At 62.6% G+C, this 19,848-nt stretch carries 18 protein-coding genes; 5 read left to right on the forward strand and 13 right to left on the reverse strand.

The window, feature by feature from the left end:
* Positions 1 to 121 precede the first annotated feature (121 nt).
* From nagZ to IRZ77_RS20200, 3 genes are read right to left on the reverse strand one after another with little or no spacing between them, the layout of a single operon-like run.
* On the reverse strand, positions 122 to 1,120 hold the full coding sequence (nagZ, locus tag IRZ77_RS20190; RefSeq protein WP_178081812.1) for a beta-N-acetylhexosaminidase: 999 nt from the start codon (positions 1,118 to 1,120) through the stop codon (positions 122 to 124).
* Between the two features lie 22 nt (positions 1,121 to 1,142).
* Positions 1,143 to 1,667 carry a L,D-transpeptidase gene (locus tag IRZ77_RS20195; protein WP_135002809.1) on the reverse strand — a complete coding sequence of 175 codons (525 nt, stop codon included), beginning with the start codon at positions 1,665 to 1,667 and terminating at the stop codon, positions 1,143 to 1,145.
* Positions 1,668 to 1,707: 40 nt separating this feature from the next.
* Positions 1,708 to 2,421, reverse strand: a complete 714-nt coding sequence (locus IRZ77_RS20200; RefSeq protein WP_046615849.1) for a TetR/AcrR family transcriptional regulator — start codon at positions 2,419 to 2,421, stop codon at positions 1,708 to 1,710.
* Positions 2,422 to 2,636: 215 nt separating this feature from the next.
* Here IRZ77_RS20200 and lexA point away from each other — a divergent pair, with 215 nt between their 5' ends.
* Both lexA and sulA read left to right on the forward strand, forming a co-directional pair.
* The gene (gene lexA / locus IRZ77_RS20205; protein ID WP_004376420.1) at positions 2,637 to 3,245 is read left to right on the forward strand and encodes a transcriptional repressor LexA; all 609 of its coding nucleotides are present in this window, start codon (positions 2,637 to 2,639) and stop codon (positions 3,243 to 3,245) included.
* 13 nt (positions 3,246 to 3,258) lie between these two features.
* Positions 3,259 to 3,735: an SOS-induced cell division inhibitor SulA gene (gene sulA, locus IRZ77_RS20210; protein WP_196174272.1), complete on the forward strand. Its 477-nt coding sequence runs from the start codon at positions 3,259 to 3,261 to the stop codon at positions 3,733 to 3,735.
* Between the two features lie 49 nt (positions 3,736 to 3,784).
* Here the strand turns inward: sulA and IRZ77_RS20215 are convergent, their stop codons facing one another.
* The 7 genes from IRZ77_RS20215 to IRZ77_RS20245 all read right to left on the reverse strand — a co-directional run bounded on the left by IRZ77_RS20215 (position 3,785) and on the right by IRZ77_RS20245 (position 12,237).
* Positions 3,785 to 4,018 (reverse strand): hypothetical protein, encoded by a 234-nt coding sequence (locus tag IRZ77_RS20215; RefSeq protein WP_004376430.1) that lies wholly within the window; start codon positions 4,016 to 4,018, stop codon positions 3,785 to 3,787.
* A gap of 50 nt (positions 4,019 to 4,068) precedes the next feature.
* The gene (locus tag IRZ77_RS20220) at positions 4,069 to 4,584 is read right to left on the reverse strand and encodes a DUF6586 family protein (RefSeq protein ID WP_046615847.1); all 516 of its coding nucleotides are present in this window, start codon (positions 4,582 to 4,584) and stop codon (positions 4,069 to 4,071) included.
* A gap of 187 nt (positions 4,585 to 4,771) precedes the next feature.
* Positions 4,772 to 7,381: a type I DNA topoisomerase gene (gene topA / locus IRZ77_RS20225; RefSeq protein WP_015269531.1), complete on the reverse strand. Its 2,610-nt coding sequence runs from the start codon at positions 7,379 to 7,381 to the stop codon at positions 4,772 to 4,774.
* A gap of 100 nt (positions 7,382 to 7,481) precedes the next feature.
* Entirely contained in the window at positions 7,482 to 7,733 is a 252-nt protein-coding gene (locus IRZ77_RS20230; protein WP_023661154.1) for a DUF1653 domain-containing protein, read from the reverse strand.
* Positions 7,734 to 7,809: 76 nt separating this feature from the next.
* The gene (fadA, locus tag IRZ77_RS20235; protein WP_013971712.1) at positions 7,810 to 8,985 is read right to left on the reverse strand and encodes an acetyl-CoA C-acyltransferase FadA; all 1,176 of its coding nucleotides are present in this window, start codon (positions 8,983 to 8,985) and stop codon (positions 7,810 to 7,812) included.
* Between the two features lie 31 nt (positions 8,986 to 9,016).
* The gene (gene fadB / locus IRZ77_RS20240; protein ID WP_046615844.1) at positions 9,017 to 11,164 is read right to left on the reverse strand and encodes a fatty acid oxidation complex subunit alpha FadB; all 2,148 of its coding nucleotides are present in this window, start codon (positions 11,162 to 11,164) and stop codon (positions 9,017 to 9,019) included.
* A 635-nt stretch (positions 11,165 to 11,799) separates the two neighbouring features.
* On the reverse strand, positions 11,800 to 12,237 hold the full coding sequence (locus tag IRZ77_RS20245; protein WP_046615843.1) for a hypothetical protein: 438 nt from the start codon (positions 12,235 to 12,237) through the stop codon (positions 11,800 to 11,802).
* 110 nt (positions 12,238 to 12,347) lie between these two features.
* Between IRZ77_RS20245 and IRZ77_RS20250 the strand changes: the two genes are divergently transcribed.
* Positions 12,348 to 12,788, forward strand: coding sequence for a universal stress protein (locus IRZ77_RS20250; RefSeq protein WP_013971709.1), 441 nt, complete (start codon positions 12,348 to 12,350; stop codon positions 12,786 to 12,788).
* Positions 12,789 to 12,913: 125 nt separating this feature from the next.
* Here IRZ77_RS20250 and IRZ77_RS20255 read toward each other — a convergent pair whose 3' ends face one another.
* The gene (locus IRZ77_RS20255) at positions 12,914 to 14,842 is read right to left on the reverse strand and encodes an ATP-binding cassette domain-containing protein (RefSeq protein WP_046615842.1); all 1,929 of its coding nucleotides are present in this window, start codon (positions 14,840 to 14,842) and stop codon (positions 12,914 to 12,916) included.
* Positions 14,843 to 15,063: 221 nt separating this feature from the next.
* Between IRZ77_RS20255 and IRZ77_RS20260 the strand changes: the two genes are divergently transcribed.
* Positions 15,064 to 16,989, forward strand: a complete 1,926-nt coding sequence (locus tag IRZ77_RS20260; protein WP_108481385.1) for a transglycosylase SLT domain-containing protein — start codon at positions 15,064 to 15,066, stop codon at positions 16,987 to 16,989.
* Positions 16,990 to 17,100: 111 nt separating this feature from the next.
* Here the strand turns inward: IRZ77_RS20260 and IRZ77_RS20265 are convergent, their stop codons facing one another.
* Both IRZ77_RS20265 and IRZ77_RS20270 read right to left on the reverse strand, forming a co-directional pair.
* Positions 17,101 to 17,904: an MOSC domain-containing protein gene (locus IRZ77_RS20265; protein ID WP_046615840.1), complete on the reverse strand. Its 804-nt coding sequence runs from the start codon at positions 17,902 to 17,904 to the stop codon at positions 17,101 to 17,103.
* Positions 17,905 to 17,960: 56 nt separating this feature from the next.
* Positions 17,961 to 18,896 carry a chemotaxis protein CheV gene (locus IRZ77_RS20270; protein ID WP_046615839.1) on the reverse strand — a complete coding sequence of 312 codons (936 nt, stop codon included), beginning with the start codon at positions 18,894 to 18,896 and terminating at the stop codon, positions 17,961 to 17,963.
* Between the two features lie 350 nt (positions 18,897 to 19,246).
* Here IRZ77_RS20270 and IRZ77_RS20275 point away from each other — a divergent pair, with 350 nt between their 5' ends.
* Positions 19,247 to 19,756: a histidine kinase gene (locus IRZ77_RS20275; protein ID WP_135002813.1), complete on the forward strand. Its 510-nt coding sequence runs from the start codon at positions 19,247 to 19,249 to the stop codon at positions 19,754 to 19,756.
* The last annotated feature ends 92 nt before the right edge of the window (positions 19,757 to 19,848 follow it).

The following is a 19,848-nucleotide window of genomic DNA, read 5'->3' on the forward strand; positions in this document are numbered from 1 at the left end:
CAGCGCCATACCTCTGTGGGAGCGGGTTTACCCGCGAAGAGGCCGGCACAGGTACAACACTAATTTCGAAACCAGCACAGCACCTGTGGGAGCGGGCATGCCCGCGAAGGGGCCGACGCGGTCAATCGACCAGCTGCGCCTCCCGCAACGCCCCCAACGCCTCCAGCCACCGCGGCTGCTGGCGATAATCCGTCCGCGCAAACCCTTGCCCACGCATCCGCGCAATCCGTGGCGAGGGCTTGACCTTCATCCGCTGCGCCGCACTCAACGCCAGCTCCGCCGCCGCCCGGTCATTGCACACCAGGCCCATGTCGCAGCCAGCGCTCAACGCCGCCTCGATCCGACTGGCCGCGTCCCCGACCACATGCGCACCCGCCATCGAAAGGTCATCACTGAAGATCACCCCGTCAAAGCCCAGCTCGCCACGCAGAATGTCCTGCAACCAGCGCCGCGAGAAGCCAGCCGGCTGGTTGTCGACCTGCGGGTAGATGACATGCGCCGGCATCACCGCCGCCAATTGCCGGCTCAGGCGGGTGAACGGCAACAGATCGGCCTGGCGCAGCTGCTCGAGGTTGCGCTCATCGGTGGGAATGGCCACATGCGAGTCCGCTTCAGCCCAGCCATGCCCCGGGAAGTGCTTGCCACAGGCCGCCATGCCTGCCGCATTCATGCCACGGATGAACGCCCCGGCCAGTTGCGTGGCGCGCAGCGGGTCACCCTCGAAGGCGCGGCTGCCCACCACGGCGCTGCGCTGGTGGTCCAGGTCGAGTACCGGGGCAAAGCTGAGGTCCAGGCCAACCGCCAGCACCTCGGTCGCCATCAACCAACCGCACTGTTCGGCCAGGTACTCGGCGTTGTCATTGTCGGCTATCGCCCGCATGGCCGGCAGGCGTACAAAGCCCTGGCGCAGGCGCTGCACCCTGCCGCCCTCCTGGTCCACCGCCAGGATAAGATCGGGACGGATGGCGCGGATCGACGCGCACAGTTCACGCACCTGGCGCGGGCTGTCGATATTGCGGGCGAAAATGATCAGGCCGGCCACTTCAGGCTGGCGCAGCAAGTGACGGTCCTCGGCGGTCAGCCATTTACCGGCGATATCCACCATCAGGGAGCCTTGCAGGCTTACAGTCATGGGTAATCCTTCATTGAAGACTGAGAGAAGCCCACTGGGGGCAGGCGGCCTGCTCGATGCGCACCGGGCAATGGGCCGGCACCTGCTCGAACAGGCTTAGCAAATCGGTGTTGCGCAGGCGTATGCAACCATGGGACAGCGCTACGCCCAAGGGTTCCGTATCCGGGGTGCCGTGCAAGTAGATATAACGGCGGAAGGTGTCGACCGCACCCAGGCGGTTGACCCCCGGTTCGCAGCCACTGAGCCAGAGAATGCGGCTAAGGATCCAGTCCCGGCCGGGGTATTGCGCATGCAAGGCCGGCGACCACACCTCGCCGGTCCAGCGCCGCCCGACAAATACCGCATTCAGCGGCAAGCCCGCACCGATCTTCGCCCGTACCTGGTGCAGGCCACACGGCGTGCAACCCGAGCCGTTGCGCTCGCCGGCGCCATTGCGCGCCGTGGAAACCGGCACGCGCAGGCGCAGCTGGCCATCGGCAAAGCCATAAAGGCACTGGTCAGCAAGGGAAATGTGCAAGAAGTCGAGCTCGGGCATGGGCGCTAGCTTAGCCGAAGCGCCCTGCCCCGCCCAGCCTTCAGACCTTGGCGGTGGTGGCGCTTGCGCTGGTCTTGGTGCGCGGGCGCAACTGCGCGGTGGCCATGGCGTCGTCGGTAACACCGCTATCGGCACGCATGCCCGCTGCCAGGAACGGCACCATCAGGCGCATTACCTGCTCGATCGAGGTGTTGATGCCAAAATCGGTCTCGGCAATCGCCCGCAGGGCCTTGATGCCGGACATGCTGAAGGCCGCAGCGCCAAGCATGAAGTGCACGCGCCAGAACAGCTCCAGCGGCGGAATGCGCGGTGCGGCCTCGTTGACCAGCAGCATGTAGCGGCGGAACACCTTGCCGTACATGTCTTCCAGATACCGCCGCAGGTGGCCCTGGCTCTGGCTGAACGCCAGGCCCAGCAGGCGCATGAAGATGGACAGATCGTTGTTGCTGCGCGGCTGCACGGCCAAAGCCTGCTCGACCAGCATTTCCAGCAGCTCTTCGAGGCTCGGCTTGTGCTCCGGCTTGGCCTGGCGCCGCTCCAGCTCACGTTCGAGGCTGGCGCAGAACGGCCCGAGGAAACGCGAGAATACTGCCTGGATCAGGGCCTTCTTGGAGCCGAAGTGATAGTTGACCGCCGCCAGGTTGACCCCGGCCTTGCTGGTAATCAGCCGCAACGAGGTTTCTGCGAACCCCCTTTCCGCGAACAGCTGCTCGGCAGCATCGAGAATGCGTTCAACGGTTTCCGATTGGGCCATGACTACTCCGACTACTCCGCCAGACAAACAGGTGTTTGAAACATACGTTTCAGCCCTGCTTCTGTCAAGGCTCGGTGACCGGCCGGTCGCCATTTAAAAGCGCCAGGAGGTCGGCTGCAAGCGCCATTGCTGCTGTTTATTGCAGGTTTTGGCTTGCAGCGCATCCAGTACTGTATATAATCCCAGTCACTGTACAAAAAGACAGAGCGCTCACAATGTTGAAACTGACGCCACGCCAAGCCGAAATTCTCGCGTTCATCAAGCGTTGCCTGGAAGATAACGGCTTCCCGCCGACGCGCGCCGAGATCGCTCAGGAGCTGGGCTTCAAATCGCCCAACGCCGCCGAGGAGCACCTCAAGGCCCTCGCCCGCAAGGGCGCGATCGAGATGACCCCGGGCGCCTCCCGCGGTATTCGCATCCCCGGCCTGGAAGCCAAGGCCGAAGAAAGCGGCTTGCCGATCATCGGCCGGGTTGCTGCCGGTGCGCCGATCCTTGCCGAACAGCACATCGAGCAATCCTGCAACATCAACCCCGACTTCTTCCACCCCCAGGCCGACTATCTGCTGCGCGTACACGGCATGAGCATGAAGGATGTCGGCATCTTCGATGGCGACCTGCTGGCGGTACACACCTGCCGCGAAGCCCGCAACGGCCAGATCGTTGTGGCCCGCATCGGCGACGAAGTCACTGTCAAGCGCTTCAAGCGCGAAGGCAGCAAAGTCTGGCTGCTTGCCGAAAACCCCGAATTCGCCCCCATCGAAGTCGACCTGAAAGAGCAGGAGCTGGTGATCGAGGGCTTGAGCGTCGGCGTCATTCGCCGCTGATCCAGGAGGCGTCATGCAGCAGTTCATTCACGCACCCGAGCAAGCCCAGTTGCCATTGTTCGAAGCATTCCTCGCCCAGCCCATACTGCCTGGCCTCAAAGCCAGCGAAGTGGCGCGCAAGAGCAGCCAGCCCGAGCTGTTCAGCGAACTGTCGTTGCGCGGAGCCCCCGGGCATTGCCAAAGCCTGCTGGCACCCGTGCTGCGCGAACTGAGCGAAGAGGACGAGACCCGCTGGCTGACCCTGATCGCCCCGCCGTCGAGCCTGACCCAGGCCTGGCTGCGCGATGCCGGGCTCAACCGTGAACGCATCCTGCTGCTGCAACCTCGCGGCAATCAAAGCCCGCTGCAACTGGCCTGCGAAGCCTTGCGCCTGGGCCGCAGCCACACCGTGGTCAGCTGGCTGGGCAACGTCAACGCCACTGCACGCCAGCAATTGCTGCGCGCTGCCAGTGCCGGAAACGCACAAAGCCTGAACATCCGCCTCGGCTGATGTTCAGGCTTTGCCTGTTACTGCATGAAACCTGATGCCCTGCTGCACCTCAGTGCAGCACACGCGGCCCTTCATCACGCTCTAGCTCGCCATCCATGAGGCGGCCGGCCATTTGCACGCCCACGCTGAGCATGGCCTTGGCCACTTCCACATGCTGACCCTGCAGGAACGCCTTGGCGTCTTCCGAGAAATCCAGGGTTACCAGAGAGCCCTCATCCTCGGCGCGACGCAGTTCGATGCGGCCATCAGGCAACTCGACAATTTCCAGAAACGACGTAGACATAAATGGCAGTTCTCCGCGAAAGGCCAGTATTGTACCAGCCGTAGCAGCTATCAGCACTCACTCAACGCGTCACGGAAACGCCTCACCAGGCCCTTGAGGTTGCTGCGCCAGCTTTCCAGCTCAGTGCGCGACAACGCCGAAGGCTCGGGCTCATCGAGATTGACCGCCTGGATCAATGGTTGTGTGACGTCGGTTTTCGGCGCTTTTTTCGCGACCGGTGGTCGGAACAAATCGGCATAAGCACTGAGCATTTGCGCCAGCCAGGTTTCGCGCTGGCGGGCCAGTTCCAGCAATTCGGCCACTTCCGGGATAGCGATGCCGTTCAGGGCATCGTCGGCCAGCGCTTGCTCGACCGTTGCAACCACAGGCAGGCGGTAGAAGCCACCGATCTCATGGCACAGGCCCAGCAGCGCGCCGTAGAGATGGAACAGCGCCGCCTCACGTTCGGCCTGGACCAGGCCCTGGGCATTCATGGCCTGGCTTTGCTCAGCCTTGGCCATGGACTCGAGGGCAAGGCCGGCGAAGAACAGTTTCTGGTTGGTGCGGGTGTAGAGTTCCTGGGCCATTTTTGTGCCCTCCCTAAGGCTGCAATGCGGATAACTGAATCATAATTGTTTGGGGCCGCTTTGCGGCCCATCGCCGGCAAGCCAGCTCCCACAGAGATTGCATCAGGCCCGAGACCTATGCTGTACCTGTGGAAGCTGGCTTGCCGGCAATGGGCTGCAAAGCAGCCCCAATTACAGCACTGAAGAATCAGCGCTTGTCTTCAACCTTCCACGCATTGCCATCGTAGAACGCCTTCCAGCCGGTCGGCTTGCCATCAACCTCGGACTGCACATACTGCTCCTTGGTCTTGCGGCTGTAGCGGATCACCGCCGGGCGGCCTTCCGGGTCTTTCTGTGGCGCATCGCACAGGAAGTGGTACTTCGGATCGATCTCATGCTTGTGCGGCACGATCTCCAGCACCAGCGGCGCACGGGTTTCGCGGTTCTTGGGGAACTGGCTGGCGGCCAGGAACAGCCCCGAAGCGCCATCACGCAGCACGTAGGTATCGTCGACCTTCTCGCACTTGAGCTCTGGCATGTCCACCTTGTCCATCTTCGGTGGCGCTGCCTCACCGCTCTTGAGCAGCTTGCGGGTGTTCTTGCACGCCGGGTTGGTGCAACCGAAGAATTTGCCGAAGCGGCCCGTCTTCAACTGCATCTCGCTGCCGCACTTGTCGCACTCCAGGCTCGGCCCTTCGTAACCCTTGATGCGGTAGTTGCCTTCCTCGATCTCGTAGCCGGCGCAATCCGGGTTGTTACCACAGATGTGCAGCTTGTGCTTCTCGTCCAGCAGGTAGGCATCCATCGCCGTGGCGCAGATCGGGCAGCGGTGCTTGCCCAACAACACGCGGGACTCCGATTCGCCCTCGTCGTCGGCGGCAATCTCGTCGCCCGGCACCAGGTTGACGGTGGCCTTGCAGCGTTCTTTCGGCGGCAGGCTGTAGCCCGAGCAACCGAGGAACACGCCAGTGGAGGCAGTGCGGATCATCATCGGCCGGCCACATTCCTTGCACGGAATGTTGGTCATGGTCGGCTGGTTGGCACGCATGCCGTCTTCGCTGGACTCGGCGGTCTGCAGCTTTTTGCTGAAGTCGCCGTAGAACTCGTCGAGTACGTTCTTCCAGTCACGCTCGCCCTGAGCTACGTCGTCGAGGTTCTCTTCCATGTCGGCGGTAAAGCCGTAGTCCATCAAGTTGGAGAAGCTCTCGGACAGGCGCTCGGTAACGATGTCGCCCATCTTCTCGGAATAGAAGCGGCGGTTGTGCAAGGTTACATAGCCACGGTCCTGAATGGTCGAAATGATCGCCGCATAGGTCGACGGGCGGCCAATGCCGCGCTTTTCCATTTCCTTGACCAGGCTGGCTTCGGTGAAGCGCGCCGGTGGCTTGGTGAAGTGCTGGCTCGGGTCGATCTGGATCAGCTTCAGCGCTTCGCCCTGGACCATTTCCGGCAACACGTCGTCTTCGCCAGGCTTGCTCTGCTGCGGCAGCACACGCGTGTAACCATCGAACTTGAGGATACGGCCCTTGGCACGCAGCTCGAAGTCGCCTGCGGCCACGGTGACGCTGGTGGACAGGTACTGCGCCGGCGGCATCTGGCAGGCCAGGAACTGGCGCCAGATCAGCTCGTACAGGCGCTCGGCGTCACGCTCCATGCCACTGAGCTTGCTCGGGTGGGTGTTCACGTCGGAAGGACGAATCGCTTCGTGCGCCTCCTGGGCGCCTTCCTTGCTGCCGTACACCAGCGGTGCCTCGGGCAGGTACTGCTTGCCGAACTCACGCTCGATGTAGCTGCGGGCCATGTCCAGGGCATCGGCCGACAAGTTGGTCGAGTCGGTACGCATGTAAGTGATGTAGCCGGCTTCGTACAAGCGCTGGGCCATCATCATGGTTTTCTTCACACCGAAGCCCAGGCGGTTGCTGGCAGCCTGCTGCAAGGTGGACGTAATGAACGGTGCCGACGGCTTGCTGCTGGTCGGGCGGTCTTCACGCTTGACCACGCTGTAGCTGGAAGCCTTGAGCTTTTCCAGCGCGGCCATGGCCTGGGCTTCATTCAGCGGTTTGAAGGCCTCACCCTTCTCGCGGGCCACTTCGAAACGCACCTTGGCGTTCTTGGCGGTGCCGAGGTCGGCGTGAATTTCCCAGTACTCTTCCGGGATGAACGCGCGGATCTCGCGTTCGCGCTCCACCACCAGCTTGACCGCCACCGACTGTACACGACCGGCGGACAGGCCACGGGCGATCTTGGCCCACAGCAGCGGCGAAACCATATAGCCGACCACGCGGTCGAGGAAACGCCGCGCCTGCTGCGCGTTCACCCGGTCGATATCCAGCTCGCCCGGCTGCGAGAAGGCTTCCTGAATAGCCTTCTTGGTAATTTCGTTGAACACCACGCGCTTGTAGCGGGTGTCGTCGCCGCCGATGGCCTCGCGCAGGTGCCAGGCAATGGCTTCCCCTTCGCGGTCCAAGTCGGTTGCGAGATAGATGGTGTCGGCGTCCTTCGCCAGGCGGCGCAGCTCTTCGATCACCTTTTCCTTGCCGGGCAGGATCTCGTACTTGGCCTTCCAGCCGTGGTCGGGGTCGACGCCCATGCGTGCCACCAGCTGGCGGCGGGCCTTTTCCTTCGGCGACAGGGCCGGAGCCTCACCCGCGGCCTTGCCACGCTTGGCGGCCGGCTCTTTGCTGGCGCTGGCCGAACCGCTGGTGGGGAGGTCTCGGATATGGCCGATACTCGACTTCACCACGTACTGGTTGCCCAGGTACTTGTTGATGGTCTTGGCCTTGGCCGGGGATTCCACAATGACCAGCGATTTGCCCATGGATCGGAGTATTCCTGAATCTGAAGATGAAAAACGCGTCAGGTGCCAGACGCGGCACCGCTATATATAGTGGCAAAAGTGTGAGGTCAAGTTCGGACTATCACTCGTGCGACTTGCCCAGCAACCCGGGCAGCCCCTCTTCGGCCTTGACCAAAGCAAAGCGTGGCACCTGCTCGCCGTCAACCTCGACGGACTCCTGAAACATCGAAAGTGGCCGTACCCAGAAGCTGTAATCACCATACAGGCATTGGTAGAACACCATCCACTCTTCGCTCTCGGAGTGCCGCGCAACACTGAAGACACGGTACTCAGGCCCTTTGTAATGCCGGTATACGCCTGGTTGTATCTGCATGTTGCCCACCCTCTTGAATAAAACCTGTAAAAACAAAACCGGGGCACAAGGCCCCGGTCGCTGTCCCGCTGCGCGATCAGACGCGTTCGAAGACCGTGGTGATACCTTGGCCGAGGCCGACGCACATGGTCGCCACCCCCAGGGTACCGCCATTCTGCTTCATGACGTTGAGCAGGGTGCCGGAAATCCGCGCCCCGGAGCAACCGAACGGGTGGCCCAAGGCAATGGCGCCGCCGTGCAGGTTAACCTTCTCATCCATCTTGTCGAGTACTTTCAAGTCTTTCAGCACTGGCAGGGCCTGTGCAGCGAAGGCTTCATTGAGCTCGATGAAGTCGATGTCGGCCATGGTCAGGCCAGCACGCTTGAGGGCTTTCTGAGTCGACGGCACCGGGCCGTAGCCCATGATCGCCGGGTCGACACCAGCCACCGCCATGGAACGGATGACCGCCAATGGCTGAATACCCAGGTCCATGGCGCGCTGGCCGGACATGACGATCATGCACGACGCACCGTCGGTGATCTGCGACGAGGTACCGGCAGTGACGGTACCGCCTTTCGGGTTGAACGCCGGCTTCAACGATGCCAGGCCTTCGAGGGTGGTTTCCGGGCGAATGGTTTCGTCGAAATCGAACACCTTCAGGAAGCCGTTCTCGTCATAGCCCTGCATCGGGATGATTTCGTCCTTGAACTTGCCTTCGACCGTGGCCTTGTGGGCCAGCTGGTGCGAACGCAGGCCGAACAGGTCCTGCTGCTCACGGGTAATGCCGTGCATCTTGCCGAGCATTTCCGCGGTCAGGCCCATCATCCCGGAAGCCTTGGCGGCATGCAAGGACAGGTGCGGGTTGGGGTCGACACCATGCATCATGCTGACGTGGCCCATGTGCTCCACGCCACCGACCACGAATACATCACCATTGCCGGTCATGATCGCCTGGGCGGCGGTGTGCAGCGCACTCATCGACGAGCCGCACAGACGGCTGACGGTCTGCGCCGCGGAAGTGTGCGGGATCTGGGTCATCAGCGAAGCCATGCGGGCGATGTTCCAGCCCTGCTCGAGGGTCTGGTTGACGCAGCCCCAGATCACGTCCTCGACTTCTTTCGGGTCGACCTTGTCGTTGCGTTCCAGCAGCTTGCTGATCAAGTGCGCCGACATGTCTTCGGCGCGGGTATTGCGGTGCATGCCACCCTTGGAGCGGCCCATCGGCGTGCGACCGAAGTCGACAATCACCACGTCTCTTGGATTCAGGCTCATATCAAATTTCTCGCTCTAGCTCGTTGACCGCTCAGTTGAAGAAGCGCTGGCCGTTCTTGGCCATTTCACGCAGCTTGGCGGTCGGGTGGTACAGCGGCCCCAGGTCGGCGTATTGATCGGCCAGGGCAACGAATTCGGCCACACCGATCGAGTCGATGTAGCGCAGCGCACCACCGCGGAAGGGAGGGAAGCCAATGCCGTAGACCAGACCCATGTCAGCTTCGGCGGCGGTTTCGACGATGCCGTCTTCCAGGCAGCGCACAGTCTCCAGGCACAGCGGGATCATCATCCAGTTGATGATGTCTTCGTCGGTGACTTCACGCTGCTCGAAGACGATCGGCTTGAGCACGTCGAGCACGGTGGCATCGGCGACCTTCTTCGGCTTGCCGCGCTTGTCGGTTTCGTAGGCGTAGAAGCCCTTGCCGTTCTTCTGGCCCAGGCGGTTGGCCTCGTACAGTGCGTCAACGGCCGAGCGACGCTCGTCCTTCATGCGGTCCGGGAAGCCTTCGGCCATCACGTCACGGCCGTGGTGGCCGGTGTCGATGCCGACCACGTCCATCAGGTACGCCGGGCCCATCGGCCAGCCGAACTTTTCCATGACCTTGTCGATACGCACGAAGTCGACACCGGCGCTTACCAGCTTGGCGAAGCCGCCGAAGTACGGGAACAGCACGCGGTTGACCAGAAAGCCCGGGCAGTCGTTGACCACGATCGGGTTCTTGCCCATTTTCTTGGCGTAGGCCACGGTGGTGGCGACCGCCACTTCACTGGACTTCTCGCCACGGATGACTTCCACCAGCGGCATCATGTGCACCGGGTTGAAGAAGTGCATGCCGACGAAGTTTTCCGGGCGCTTGAGCGCCTTGGCCAGCAGGTTGATGGAAATGGTCGAGGTGTTGGAAGCGAGGATCGCATCTTCCTTCACCTGGGCTTCCACTTCAGCCAGCACGGCCTGCTTGACTTTCGGGTTCTCGACCACGGCCTCGACGACGATGTCGACATTGGCGAAGTCGCCGTAGGACAGGGTCGGGCGAATGGCGTTGAGTGCCTCGGCCATCTTGGCCGGGGTCAGGCGGCCCTTCTCGACACGGTTACCGAGCAGCTTGGAGGCCTCGTTCAGGCCCAGCTGGATGGCTTCCTCGCGGATGTCCTTCATCAGGATCGGGGTGCCCTTGACCGCCGACTGGTAGGCGATGCCGCCCCCCATGATGCCGGCGCCGAGCACGGCGGCCTGCTTCACGTCGCGGGCGATTTCGTCATGCGCCTTGGCCTTGCGCTTGAGTTCCTGGTCGTTGAGGAACAGGCCGATCAGGCTCTCGGCAACCGAGGTCTTGGCCAGCTTCGCGAAGCCTGCGGCTTCGACTTCCAGGGCCTTGTCACGGCCGAAGTTGGCGGCCTTCTGGATGGTCTTGATGGCTTCGACCGGGGCCGGGTAGTTCGGGCCGGCCTGGCCAGCGACGAAGCCCTTGGCAGTCTCGAAGGCCATCATCTGCTCGATGGCGTTGAGCTTGAGCTTTTCCAGTTTTGGCTGACGCTTGGCCTTGTAGTCCAGCTCGCCACTGATGGCGCGCTTGACCAGGTCAAGAGCACCGGCCATCAACAGCTCAGGCGCGACCACGGCGTCGACGGCACCCACTTTCAGGGCGTCTTCGGCACGGTTTTCCTTGCCGGCGGCGATCCATTCGATGGCGTTGTCCGAACCGATCAGGCGCGGCAGGCGCACGGTACCGCCGAAGCCCGGGTAGATACCCAGCTTGACTTCCGGCAGGCCGATCTTGGCGCTGGTGGACATGACCCGGTAGTCGGCGGCCAGGCACATTTCCAGGCCGCCGCCCAGCGCGATGCCGTTGATGGCGGCGACGGTCGGCACTTCGAGGTCTTCGAAGGCGTTGAAGATGCGGTTGGCTTCCAGGTTGCCGGCGACCAGTTCGGCCTCGGGCAGCTTGAAGTTGTCGACGAACTCGGTGATGTCGGCGCCGACGATGAACACGTCCTTGCCACTGCTGACGATCACGCCCTTGACCGAGGCGTCGGCCTGGATGGCATCGACGGCCTGGCGCAGTTCGTTCAGGGTCAGGCGGTTGAACTTGTTGACGGACTCACCCTTGAGGTCGAACTTGAGCTCGACGATGCCACTTTCAAGAGCCTTAACCGTGATGGCTTTACCTTCGTAAATCATCAACTGATCTCCACGATATGGAAGCTGAACAGTACACGCCGATCGCTGCAGCAAAAGCAGGCCTAGCTGCCCTGCCCCAGGCACACCCGTCAGCGCGCTAGTCGGAAGTATGGCTTGGCGTCATGACATACAAACGCTCAATTCATACGCCCGTTTGATTTGGGTGTGCACACATTCTCCGAAAAGATCAGCGTTGTCAAATGCTCGCGAGCATGGTGAAAACACGACTTTCCGGTCATTTTGTAGCGTCCTGGTACAAAACATGATGACAGTGATTGTTGACCATTCATGTCGGCGATTGACCATGAACCGCAGGCGAATGTTGCAGCTCTGCCTTGCACGGCGACCTCGAACGGCTACACTGGCACTTGCTTGAATGCATACCCGGCCTGCCTGGCCTTTTCTGCGCAGCAGAACGCAAAGCGGCGACTTGGCACCCCACCCCTTCAGGGGATCGGCCAAGCCGCCGCTTTGTCGTTTTGTGCTTGCCTTCGGATGAGAAGACCAATGGTAGGGCTTAGCGGGGCCCTGTGGGAGCGGGTTTACCCGCGAACACCGGCAAAGCCGGTGCCATCCACCGCGTCGCCTTCTTCGCGGGTAAACCCGCTCCCACACAGGCTGCGCAAAGGCAGGTCTCAGGCCAGGGTTTCGAGGACGTAGGCAACATCCTGCAACACAGCCGTATCGCCCCGCTCGGTCCAGTACAGCGCGATCATGCGCGCATCGGCCTCGACCTTGTAGACACTCGCCGGCAAGCGCGCCAAGGCCTCCATGAAGCGTGGGTCCTCACAGGGTTCACGCCACTGGTTCCACCACACCCCCGGGGTTATCTGCCAGAAGCTGAAGCTGTCCTCATGCCCGCGGCGACGTGCCCGGTGGTATTGCGGGCACGGGCTCGGCGGCTCCTTTTCCAGCCAGTGCGGCCACTGCTGCGGCGCCAGCTGCATGGCCAAACCCATGCGCCGAGCCTCCAGGCGCAACTTCATCTGCTCGCTCTGCTTGCGCGAGGTGCGCAGCCACGAAAGCGGGCTGAGAATCAGCGCCAGGATTGACACCACCAGCAATACCGTCATATCTGTAGTTCCCATAAAACGTTGCAAATGAGCTGGTTAGCCATTTTTCACGGAAGACCCGCCCGAAAGCGACCATACTTCTTCTATCGCGATTGTCAGGAGTTCCGCTCATGTCCTACGAACATCTTCTGGTCGCCGTCGACCTGACCGAAGAATGCGACCCGGTGATCAAACGTGCCATGGCGCTGGCCGCACCGTCGAATGCCAAAGTTTCGCTGGTACACATCGTCGAGCCGATGGCCATGGCGTTCGGCGGTGACGTACCGATGGACCTGTCGCAGCTGCAACAGCAGCAGTTCGACCAGGCCAAGGAACGCATGGACCGCCTGTTCAACAAATACCCGGACATCCACCGCGGCGACTCGCACCTGACCTATGGCCAGCCGCGCCAGGAAATCCACCAGCTGGCCAAGGACCAGAAGTGCGACCTGATCGTGGTCGGCAGCCATGGCCGTCACGGCCTGGCATTGCTACTGGGCTCTACGGCCAATGACGTGCTGCATGGCGCGCCGTGCGATGTACTGGCGGTGCGGTTGCAGAAGAAGGAATGATTCAACCTGTGCCGGCCATTTCGCGGGTGAACCCGCTCCCACAGGTACTGTACCGCGTTCAACTGCGGTGCGGTCCTTGTGGGAGCGGGTTCACCCGCGAAGAGGCCGAATCAGGCTGACGCTGGTCAGCCTTCCAGCTCGGCCCAGCGCTCTACCAATACATCCAGCTCACCCTGCAGCTTCTCGATCTTGGCCAGCACCGCCGAGGTTTCCGCAATAGGCCGCTGATAGAAGCCCGCCGCATTCACTTCTTCCTGGGCCTCGGCCATGCGCTGCTCCAGTTCGTCGATCTGCCCCGGCAGCATTTCCAGCTCACGCTGCAGCTTGTAGCTGAGCTTCTTTTTCGAACCATCGGCCACCACTGCAACAGGGGCAGGCGCCGGCTTGGCCTCGACCTTCTCCACCACCGCGCTGTTGAGCTCGGACTTGCCGCCCTTGCTCTCGGTCACGCCCAGCAGCTTCGGCGAGCCACCCTGGCGAATCCAGTCCTCGTAACCACCAACGTATTCACGCACCTTGCCCTCGCCTTCGAACACCAGGGTGCTGGTGACGACGTTGTCGAGGAAGGCCCGGTCGTGGCTGACCATCAGCACGGTGCCCTTGTAGTTGGACAGCACCTCCTCGAGCAGCTCGAGGGTTTCCACGTCCAGGTCGTTGGTCGGTTCGTCAAGCACCAGCAGGTTGGCCGGCTTGCTGAACAGCTTGGCCAGCAACAGCCGTGCACGCTCGCCACCCGACAGCGCCTTGACCGGCGTACGGGCACGCTGAGGGCTGAACAGGAAATCGCCCAGGTAGCTCAGCACATGGCGGTTCTGGCCGTCGATCTCGATGAAGTCGCGGCCTTCGGCCAGGTTGTCGATAACGGTCTTTTCCAGGTCGAGCTGGTGACGCATCTGGTCGAAATAGGCCACTTCCAGCTTGGTGCCGCGCTCGACCTTGCCGGCGGTCGGCTCCAGGTCGCCGAGCATCAGCTTGAGCAGGGTGGTCTTGCCGGTACCGTTGGCGCCCAGCAGGCCGATGCGGTCCTCACGCTGCAGGACCATGGAGAAGTCCTTGACCAGCACAGGCCCGTCGGGGTGATGGAAGCTGACGTTTTCCAGCACCATCACCTGCTTGCCGGACTTTTCCGCCGCCTCGATCTGGATGTTGGCCTTGCCCTGGCGTTCGCGGCGTTCGCTACGCTCCACACGCAGGGCCTTCAGCGCGCGCACGCGGCCTTCGTTGCGGGTACGGCGGGCCTTGATGCCTTGGCGGATCCACACTTCTTCCTGGGCCAGGCGCTTGTCGAACAATGCGTTGGCGGTTTCTTCGGCGGCCAGCGCGGCCTCCTTGTGCACCAGGAAGCTGGCATAGTCGCCGTTCCAGTCAATCAGGCCGCCGCGATCCAGTTCGAGGATGCGGGTGGCCAGATTCTGCAGGAAGGAACGGTCGTGGGTGATGAACAGCACCGCGCCGTTGAAGCCGCGAAGTGCCTCTTCGAGCCAGGCGATGGCACCGATGTCCAGGTGGTTGGTCGGCTCGTCGAGCAGCAGCAGGTCGGGTTCCGACACCAGCGCCTGGGCCAGCAGCACGCGTCGGCGCCAGCCACCGGACAGTTCGGCCAGGGTCTTGTCGGCCGGCAGTTGCAGGCGGCTCAGGGTGCTTTCCACCACCTGCTGCAAGCGCCAGCCGTCACGGGCTTCCAGCTCGTGCTGGACGTGCATGAGTTTTTCCAGGTCTTCATCGCCCTGGATGTTCAGGCTCAGGTGGTGGAACTGCGCCAGCAGATCGCCAACGCCATCCAGCCCTGCGGCCACCACGTCGAACACCGTGCGTTCGTCGGCCACCGGAAGCTCCTGCGGCAGCTCGCCGATCTTCAGGCCCGGGGCACGCCAGATTTCGCCGTCGTCGCCCTTCTGCTCGCCCTTGACCAGGCGCAGCATGCTCGACTTGCCGGTGCCGTTGCGGCCGATGATGCACACCCGCTCGCCACGAGCGATCTGCCAGGACACTTTGTCCAGCAGCGGCATGGCGCCGAATGCGAGGGACACATCGCTGAATTTGAGCAGGGTCATGTTGGTCTCCATAAATCGGGCGCGCATTCTACCTGACTTGGCCCCCGACGGCATCCGCCTGGCCAACCGGCGAGGGCTTTGCGACATCTGGTCGAACTTAATATCCCGATACAAGCACAGTGCTTTCACCCGCGGCCGGCAAACAGCTAAGCTAAGGCAATAGCTTCCAACAGTGCTGGCTCCGCCGTCACTTCCCCATGGTTCAACTGCCCGGACGTATCATGCGCAGCCGCCTGTTACATATTGCATCCTGCCTGCTGCTCACCGCCGCTACCTGCGCGGCGCAGGCCGCCGACCTTACCCTGCAACGCCAATACTATGACGAGGCCAAGCGCGCGCTGGCCAAAGGTGACAAAGGCCCGTACCTGCGCTATGCCCAGGCCCTCAGCGACTACCCGCTGACGCCCTACCTGGCCTACGACGAACTCACCGCCCGCCTGAAAACCGCCAGCAATCAGGAAATCGAAGGCTTCCTCGCCAAGCATGGCGACCTGCCCCAGGCCAACTGGATGAAACTGCGCTGGTTGCGCTGGCTGGCCGAACGCGGCGAATGGAACACCTTCGTCAAGTACTACGACCCCAAGCTCAATTTCACCGAACTGGATTGCCTCAACGGCCAGTACCAGCTCAGCCACGGCCTGCGCGCCGAGGGCTTTGCCACGGCCGAAAAACTGTGGAACGTCGGCAAGTCGCAGCCGGCCACCTGCGACACGCTGTTCGGCATGTGGGCGGCCGAGGGCCAGCTGACCGAGGCCAAGCGCTGGCAACGCACCAAGCTGGCGGCCCAGGCGCGCAACTACGGCCTGGCCAACAACCTGGTCAAGACCCTGACCACTCTCGCCCCACAGGGGCGCCTGCTGGTCGATGTGGCGCAAAAACCCGAGCTGCTCAACCAGCCGTCGCGCTTCACCCCGGTCAACGAAGCCATGTCCGACGTGGTCAGCCTCGGCCTGCGCCGCCTGGCCCGACAGGACCCGGAGCGGGCCATGACACTGCTCGACGACTACGCCCAGCGCATGCACTTTTCCCGAGACGAGAAGGTGGCCATCGCCCGCGAAATCGGCCTGACCCTTGCGCGCCGCTACGACCCGCGCGCGCTCGACCTGATGACCCGCTACGACCCCGAACTGCGTGATAACACCGTCAGCGAATGGCGCCTGCGCCTGCTGCTGCGCCTGGGCCGCTGGGAGGACGCCTACGAGCTGACCCGCCGCCTGCCCCAGGACCTGGCCAGCAGCAGCCGCTGGAAGTACTGGCAGGCGCGCAGCCTGGAGCTGGCGCAACCGAACAACCCACAGATCCCGCTGCTGTACAAGACCGTGGCGCGCGAGCGTGACTTCTACGGTTTCCTCGCCGCCGACCGGGCACAGACCCCTTACCAGCTGAACAACAAGCCGCTGGTGCTCAGCCCACAGTTGGTCAACAAGGTACGCAATACCCCGGGCATCCGCCGTGCCCTGGAGTTCCACGCTCGCGGCCAGATCGTCGAAGGCCGCCGCGAGTGGTACCACGTCAGCCGCCACTTCAGCCGCGACGAAATGGTCGCCCAGGCACGCCTGGGGTACGACCTGCGCTGGTACTTCCCGGCCATTCGCACCATCAGCCAGGCACAGTACTGGGACGACCTGGACATCCGCTTCCCGATGGCCCACCGCGACACACTGGTGCGCGAGGCCAAGGTCCGCGGCCTGCATTCGAGCTGGGTATTCGCCATTACCCGCCAGGAAAGCGCGTTCATGGAGGATGCACGCTCCCCGGTGGGTGCCAGCGGCCTGATGCAGTTGATGCCGGCCACGGCCAAGGAAACCGCGCGAAAGTTCAGCATCCCGCTGGCATCACCGGCGCAGGTGTTCAACCCGGACAAGAACATCCAGCTGGGTGCGGCCTACCTGAGCCAGGTACACAGTCAGTTCAACGGCAACCGGGTGCTCGCTTCGGCAGCCTACAACGCCGGCCCCGGGCGTGTGCGGCAGTGGCTCAAAGGCGCCAAGCACCTGAGCTTCGATGTGTGGGTGGAATCGATCCCGTTCGACGAAACGCGCCAGTATGTGCAGAACGTGCTGTCGTATTCGGTGATCTACGGGCAGAAGCTGAACTCGCCGCAGCCGCTGGTGGATTGGCATGAGCGGTATTTCGATGACATGTGATCGCTGGTGAGCCTGTTCCAACCCCTTCGCGGGTAAACCCGCTCTCACAGGTACTGCACCGCATTCAAACCCGGTGCAATACCCGCGAAGAGGCCGGCACAGGCAACACAGCTACTCCAGGATTTCGACCTGCATCCCTACCTCCAGCCACCCGCTGCCATCCACCGCCAGGTTTTGCCCGAACAGCACATCCCCTTCTTTCTCGCGGAAGGTCCTGAGCGTGGCCATCGGCTCGCGGTCCTCGCTGCGCTCGCCGGTTGCCGGGTCGATGGTGGTAAAGATGCAGCGCACACTGGGCTTGAGCACGCGAAACTCCAGGCTGCCGATACGAATCCGCTTCCAGCCATCTTCGGCAAACGGCTCAGCCCCCTGCACCACCAGGTTGGGCCGAAAGCGCAGCATCTCCATGGGCCGGCCGATACGCCGGTCGAGTTCGTCCAGCGAACCCTGGCCGATCAGCAACAACGGGAAACCGTCCGGGAACGCCGCCCGGTCACTGTTGAAGCCGTAGCCATTGGGCAGGTAACGCGCGCGCTGCTCCGGGCAATGCACCAGGCGCACGGCCTTGCCCAGCAACTGGCTCAGCCAGGCCGCCGCCGCATCGCCCGCATCCGGCACACGCAGGGTATCGCGCCAGATGGTCACGCCGCGCAGGGCATCATCGGCAGGTGGCACAGGCACCCACAACGGTGCCTGCCCAGGTGCTTCCAGCAGCAACTGGCCACTGTCATCATCGCTTGCCTTGATCCGGCCAAGCTGAGGCCAGGCGCGCTGGGTAAGGAAGCGTCCGTTTTCTTCCTCCACCACCATCCAGCGCCGGTCGCCGTGCACCCCCAGCAACCCCACCGGCGAAGCTTGCAAGCGTTGGGCCTGCCCCGACTTCACCGGGTACCGATACAGCTCACTGAGAAACATCCCTGCCGCCTCGCGTCATGCCAAAACGCCAAGCTTATACCCGGCAGGGGCTGGAATCACGCGGTAGCGGCGTCCAGCAACAGACGTTGCTTGACCACGTCGACAAGGCGATCGGGCTGGAACTTGGACAGGAAGTTGTCGCAGCCCACCTTCTTCACCATGGACTCGTTGAAACTACCCGACAGCGAGGTGTGCAACACCACGTACAGCTGGCGCAAACGGGCATCGCCACGGATCTCGGTGGTCAAACGGTAGCCGTCCATTTCCGGCATCTCGGCGTCGGTGAACACCATCAGCAACTTCTCGCACACGTTCTCTCCTGCGTCAGCCCAGCCCTTTAGCATGCGCAGCGCCTTCAGGCCATCACTGGCCACGTGCAACTTCACGCCCAACTGGGACAGGGTGTCGCGCAATTGCGCCAGGGCCACGCTGGAGTCGTCCACCAGCAGCACTTCGCGGCCGCGAGCCCGGGCCAGCACCGGGTCGGCGAGCTTGTCGCCGGAAACCCGGGCGTTGTACGGCACAATCTCGGCCAGCACCTTCTCCACATCGATCACTTCCACCAGCTTGTCATCGACCTTGGTGATGGCGGTCAGATAATGCTGGCGTCCGGCGCTGGATGGCGGCGGCATGATCGCTTCCCAGTTCATGTTGACGATGCGGTCGACACCGCCCACCAGGAAGGCCTGCACCGAGCGGTTGTATTCGGTGACGATGATGGTGCTGTCCGGCCCCGGCTGCAGCGGGCGCATGCCGATCGCCTGGGACAGGTCGATCACCGGCAGGGTCTGGCCGCGCAGGTTGACCACACCGCAGACGAAAGCATGGCGCTGGGGCATCAGGGTCAGCTTGGGCAGTTGCAGCACTTCCTGCACCTTGAACACGTTGATTGCGAACAGCTGGCGGCCGGCCAGGCGAAACATCAGGATTTCCAGGCGGTTCTCACCCACCAGTTGCGTGCGTTGGTCTACCGTGTCGAGAATGCCAGCCATTGGAAAGCCCCCAGGCTTGAGTCGGAAAAAGTGAAATCATCCACCCTGTATCGGCGGCTTCACGCACACCTTGACCCTTGCGGGAAAATGCCGTGAAGGCAATTGATATCACATTACCATCATGCTTTACTGCGGGAAGCGCGAATGATTCAGCGGGACGGCAAAAGTTCCCCACCTGAGGCCCTTATCAGGGAAACCCTTAGCCACAATCGGGCGCAACCTGATGTTCGCGATATCCTTTAGCCATTAATGTGACGCCATTCTCATTGCATGAATGGAGTCAGGCTTTTGCTAGCTATCGTATTGGCGTGCCCGTCCCTTGCGCCTACCCCACACGCGGGGGCTTCATGATGGACAGCGCCTTGCCGTTCGATAACGCCCTGCAGGGGTTCCTGCTGGATGCCCAGGTACTGCTGACCCAGGCCCAGGAATGCCTGCAGCATCTGGAATTGATCGACAATGACCCGGATGCCTGCCGCTGCCTGGACAACGCCCTCGACAACCTCGCTCGACAGGCCGCACACCTTGGCCTGCGCGAAGTCGCCCATTACACCACCGCTCTGCAGCAGTTGCTGGCCCCGGCCTGCCAGGGCGGTTGCCTGCAGCGCGAAGCTTTGCCCGCAGTAGGGGCCTGCCTGACCCTGCTGGCCTGGCAGCTGGAACTGGTCGACCCTTGCACCGGGCGGCTCAACCTGGACATCGGTGAACAGCTGGTGCTGCTGGGTGAACTGGCCAAGGCCGTGCAGCAACCGTTTGCACTACCCTGCACGCCTTGTAACGAGCAAGGCAGCGTGTGCATCCACCCGCATACCGAGACGGCAGGCAGCACGCACTCCGGCCGCTCATCTGCCACCTATTGAACTGGTTTGAAATGCAGCTGGGCACGTTTATTCAGGCCCACCCAGGTCGAACTTGGAAAGTTCTCGAAAGTTTCCAGGTTGCCGGTGGCCAA

The organism is Pseudomonas pudica (assembly GCF_015680405.1).
Taxonomy (GTDB): domain Bacteria; phylum Pseudomonadota; class Gammaproteobacteria; order Pseudomonadales; family Pseudomonadaceae; genus Aquipseudomonas; species Aquipseudomonas pudica.